Consider the following 4066-nt stretch of genomic DNA (forward strand, 5'->3'; position numbering starts at 1 on the left):
AGCCGCGGCGGTTGAGCAGGCGCAGGCCGAAGCAGTCGGCGAGGTAGTAGCCCTTCTCGCAGCCGCCCGAACCATGGTCAGAAGCCATGGCGACGCAGTTCTCGGCACCCACAGCCTGGCCGATGGGGCCCTCGGGCTTGGTCATGGCGTAGACACGGATGCCCTTTTCCTTCATCTTCTTGACGGCCTCGAGGACCTCGGGGGTGGTGCCGGACTCGGAGGCGGTGAGCACGACGGACTTCTCGGTCATGCGCTTGTGGCCCATGACGTTCCACTCGGCGGCGTGGATCAGGTAGACCTCGAGGTCGCGGTCGCCGAACTTGTTCATGAGGTACTCGAGCTGCATGAGCTCGTCCCAGGTGCCGCCGACGCCCATCAGGAACACGGCGTCGTAGCCCTCGTCGGCGACCTTGTCGGCGAGCGCGGTCATCTTTTTGCCGGTCTCGTAGAGCGCCTTGCCGTCCTCGAGGTAGCCCTCCTGGTCGAAATGCATGATCTCGATCTTCTCGGTTTCCTTCATTTGTCTCTCCTTTCTGGGGTTGTCTCCACATCCCCCATGCCAACGGGCATCAAAACCCGCTTACATTCCGTAACACTCGGCCGCTTTGGCCTTAAGCGCATTGACTGACTCTTCGTAGCCCTCTGCCTTGACCTCCATCTGTTTGGAGACGGCATCGAGATACGGGTGCTCATCCCATGACTTCAGACGCTCGGCGATTATGGCCGCAATCGTCTGGAAGAACACAAGATTGGGAATTGCGCTGAGCAGCGGAGCCACCTGAGGCACCGCAACCTCGTGAGCCCTACCCCTGGGATGGGCTGTGAGCAGCACCGTTTTTGTCGTAACGTTCGATAGCGCATCGGCGATATCCGCAAGACGCTCCGACCCCTGCGGGTCGTCGACGATAAACACCAGGTAGCCTGGGGCTATCTGCATCTCGGGACCGTGGACGAACTCCTCGCCCTCGTGATGCATGGCAGGAATCTTGATGGTCTCGCTCAGCTTGAGGGCCGCCTCTTCGGCAACGCCATAGTTGGGGCCGTTGCCGACAACCATGGCGGGCATGTGCTCAGAAAGCTCGAGCATGTGGTCTTGGACATACGCCTCGGCGGTCTTGCACATCACGGCATTGGCCTGGATAGCCTCGCGCAGGTCGTTAAGACGCTGGGTGACGCCCTTGGCGTCAATCGATCCGCGCGCCTGACCGCCGTAAATACCAAAGAGCACCAGATACTCAACAAGAACCTCGACGCCCAGAGTCACAAAGTCCACCGACTCGACACCCACACCGTAGTCAAGAGCGATGTCAGCGTGTTCCTTGATGGGTGCCTCGACGTTTGCCGTGAGCGCAACTGCAGCCATATCGTGCGCGCGCATGTAATCAAGAGCCGCGATCGTATTGGTCGAATAGCCGCTCTGCGAAACGGCAATGTTGAGCGCATGCTGCGGATAGGTGTGTTCAAAATCGACGAAGGCCTCGGGCATCACAACGGACACCTGCATTTGCAGGGTATCTTGCAGGTAATCGCGGGCGCAATCGGCGGCATGGCGCGACGAACCCGAAGCAACGATGCGCAGCGCGTCAAAAGAACCGGACTGGAAAATATCAACGAGCCGCGCTACCAGCTCAGACGAACGCTCGAGGTTCTCTCCCATACGCACATGGGCAAGCTGAACGTAATCGAGCATCTTCATCGTCTCACCTCGTAACAAATCATTAGTATTTGATACCAATCACAGTTACAGGTTACGGCTTTTTGATACCTCTTTGTCGATTAATTTATCCCCATCGGCGAACGGTCGATTTTGAGCCATGTAAGGTTGTATATGCAGTCTGCTCAACGAATCAAAATTCCGCCAGTTTTTCAGCCCGTTATGCAAAAAACCAGCTAGTACGTATAGGTATATCCACCCGCATCACCGCGGTTAAACGACTTGACGTACTCGATCGCCTGGCCGCTCGCATCGAAGCTCACGCACTCAAGCGTCAAGGCAAGATCGCCCTGCTCCAGTCCAAGCAGGCCGGCATCTCGCGCGCCCAGCGCTTCGATATCGAGCTTTTCCTGTGCCATGACCGGCTTTCGGCCCAACATCTCATAGGTCTCGTACAAACTAAAGACCGACACGTCAATATCTTCGATTGTGGGAAACAGCAGGCACGGGATGAACGCCATCTCAATCGATACGGGATCGCCGTTGACGCAGTTCAAACGCCGAATCGAATACAGTAAATCGTCCTCGGCAATGCCAAACAGGTTGGCATAATATGGGCCCGCATAACGCTTGGAACGCGCGAGGATGCGGACGGACGGCTCGCCGCCCGAAGCACGAACCGATTCGCGAAAGCCTCCCGTTCGCTCGTAGGCAACGGGCACTTTCTGTGCCACAAACGCGCCCTTTCCGCGGACGCGTCGAATCTGCCCACGCCGAACCAGCTCATCGACAGCGCTTCGGATGGTCAAGCGCGTCGTACCAAATTCCTCGGCGAGGTCTTTTTCGGACGGAATCATGGAACCCGTGGGATATATACCGCGTTCGATACGCTCCTCGATGCGGCGTCGAATGCGCATATAAACCGGGGTGGCATCTACTGTTTCAGCCATTGTTCACCTGCCACGCTCCTCATGCCGTTCTTTTCGCCGTTATCGGCAAAGCGGAACTTTGTGGGTAAAATCACCGATTTGCAATGCTCCACAAAACGCATGTCCCTATCAAATTCAATCGTGCTCTCATAGAACACCGGCGTTCCCTCTTCTTGCTGGAGCAACTCGGCCTCTTCGGCGTTCAAACGCGAGATGGAGATATGCTCACGTCCATGCTCTACGCGCACGCCACCTTCTTTGAGCAAGACATCGTAAAGGCTCTCACACTCAAAATCGTGATCGGGAAGCGCGGGGCACAGGGACAGGTTAACGTGAGCCGTCTCGATTGACGCCGGCTCTCCCTCAATAAGTCGAACGCGCTGCATGCGGAGCAAAGGAGCGCCTACAGCCACCCCAAGCTTGTCGGCAAGCGCCTCATCCGCCTCGATAGTCCCGGTGGAAACCAGACGAGAAGAGGGGTGCAGGCCGGCAGTCCGCACGGCATCGGAAAAGTTATACGTTTCCTGGAAGATATTGAGCGGTTTGGGAGGACACACATACGTACCCGATCCGTGACGGCTCTCGAGCGTTCCACACGAGATGAGCCGCGTGATACCGGCGCGCAACGCCGTACGCGAAACGCCAATCTCTTCGCACAGCACGCGCTCGGCCGGCAGGCGATCGCCGCCGACAAGCTGATGGTGCTGGATATACCAAAGAATTCCCTCAACAGCACGATCTTTGGGGGGAATTGCATAAGATTCGCCTGCCATTGCACAGACTCCTCATTCAGAAACGTATGCCGCCAAAATTAGGCCAGCCCTCCCATGGCATCAAATTCGGCCTTGATCTTCTCGGCGACATTCCGATACGACTTATATAGACTTGAATCGCGTTTAACTTCGTCGGTCATAACGGGAATCTCTAATTTGGAAACCTCGTCTTTTCCCGTCTGAACCGCCACAACAACGCCCATACCAAGACACATATTACGCTTGGCAGCGTTTATTTTCGCCGCCTTGGCAGGATTTGCCAGGATACGCTGGGCAAATTCCTGTTTTGAAGTCACTTCCTCGGCCTCCGGATCGCCCGCCTCGGCTACTTCGCACTGCAACACGTCCGCATAGTCAAAAATCTTAGGCTCTGCACCACGCTGATGCACGGCCCACTTGCGACGCGTGGCATCCTGGTAGATAGCCGGCAAAAACGTAAACCGCGGCGGGTCCAAAATCGTATCCGTGATGGTAAACACATCGGGATCAAAGGCATCCTGCGGGTTTTTCTTCTTGAACAGCCCCATATCAGCCTCTCCTACTAGTATTAAACAACTCACGCCGAATATAGCACCAATTTCAAGCCGCCACCTCACCCTATCGGTACGCGGCGTCTATGGCTCGCCCAGCGGGGTAATACGGGCGAGGGCCGGGGAGGCATACTTTGTTTTGAGAAGTGGGCTCCGCGAACTTCTCAAAACAAAGCACGC

Annotated in this window: 4 protein-coding genes and 1 pseudogene; all 5 read right to left on the reverse strand. The window is 56.5% G+C overall.

Annotated features, from left to right (window positions below; genetic code table 11):
* Positions 1-520 (reverse strand): annotated as a pseudogene (locus tag DWV32_RS09865) (SIS domain-containing protein); the annotation flags it as partial.
* A 60-nt stretch (positions 521-580) separates the two neighbouring features.
* Positions 581-1696, reverse strand: a complete 1116-nt coding sequence (locus DWV32_RS09870) for an SIS domain-containing protein (protein ID WP_117758027.1) — start codon at positions 1694-1696, stop codon at positions 581-583.
* A 194-nt stretch (positions 1697-1890) separates the two neighbouring features.
* Positions 1891-2604, reverse strand: a complete 714-nt coding sequence (locus DWV32_RS09875; protein WP_117638248.1) for a GntR family transcriptional regulator — start codon at positions 2602-2604, stop codon at positions 1891-1893.
* Positions 2589-3356, reverse strand: coding sequence for a GntR family transcriptional regulator (locus DWV32_RS09880; RefSeq protein ID WP_117758028.1), 768 nt, complete (start codon positions 3354-3356; stop codon positions 2589-2591). The genes DWV32_RS09875 and DWV32_RS09880 overlap by 16 nt, the downstream gene beginning before the upstream one ends.
* Before the next feature lie 38 nt (positions 3357-3394).
* Complete coding sequence (locus DWV32_RS09885) at positions 3395-3883, reverse strand: hypothetical protein (RefSeq protein WP_117648566.1); 489 nt, start codon at positions 3881-3883, stop codon at positions 3395-3397.
* Positions 3884-4066 lie beyond the last annotated feature (183 nt).

It is taken from the genome of Collinsella sp. AF04-24 (genome assembly GCF_003465685.1).
Taxonomy (GTDB): domain Bacteria; phylum Actinomycetota; class Coriobacteriia; order Coriobacteriales; family Coriobacteriaceae; genus Collinsella; species Collinsella aerofaciens_AP.

What these genes read in the sequence shown, in the direction of transcription:
- DWV32_RS09875 (WP_117638248.1), bottom strand. Translation starts at nt 2,604, where the DNA reads ATGGCTGAAACAGTAGATGCCACCCCGGTTTATATGCGCATTCGACGC.
- DWV32_RS09885 (WP_117648566.1), bottom strand. Translation starts at nt 3,883, where the DNA reads ATGGGGCTGTTCAAGAAGAAAAACCCGCAGGATGCCTTTGATCCCGAT.
- DWV32_RS09870 (WP_117758027.1), bottom strand. Translation starts at nt 1,696, where the DNA reads ATGAAGATGCTCGATTACGTTCAGCTTGCCCATGTGCGTATGGGAGAG.
- DWV32_RS09880 (WP_117758028.1), bottom strand. Translation starts at nt 3,356, where the DNA reads ATGGCAGGCGAATCTTATGCAATTCCCCCCAAAGATCGTGCTGTTGAG.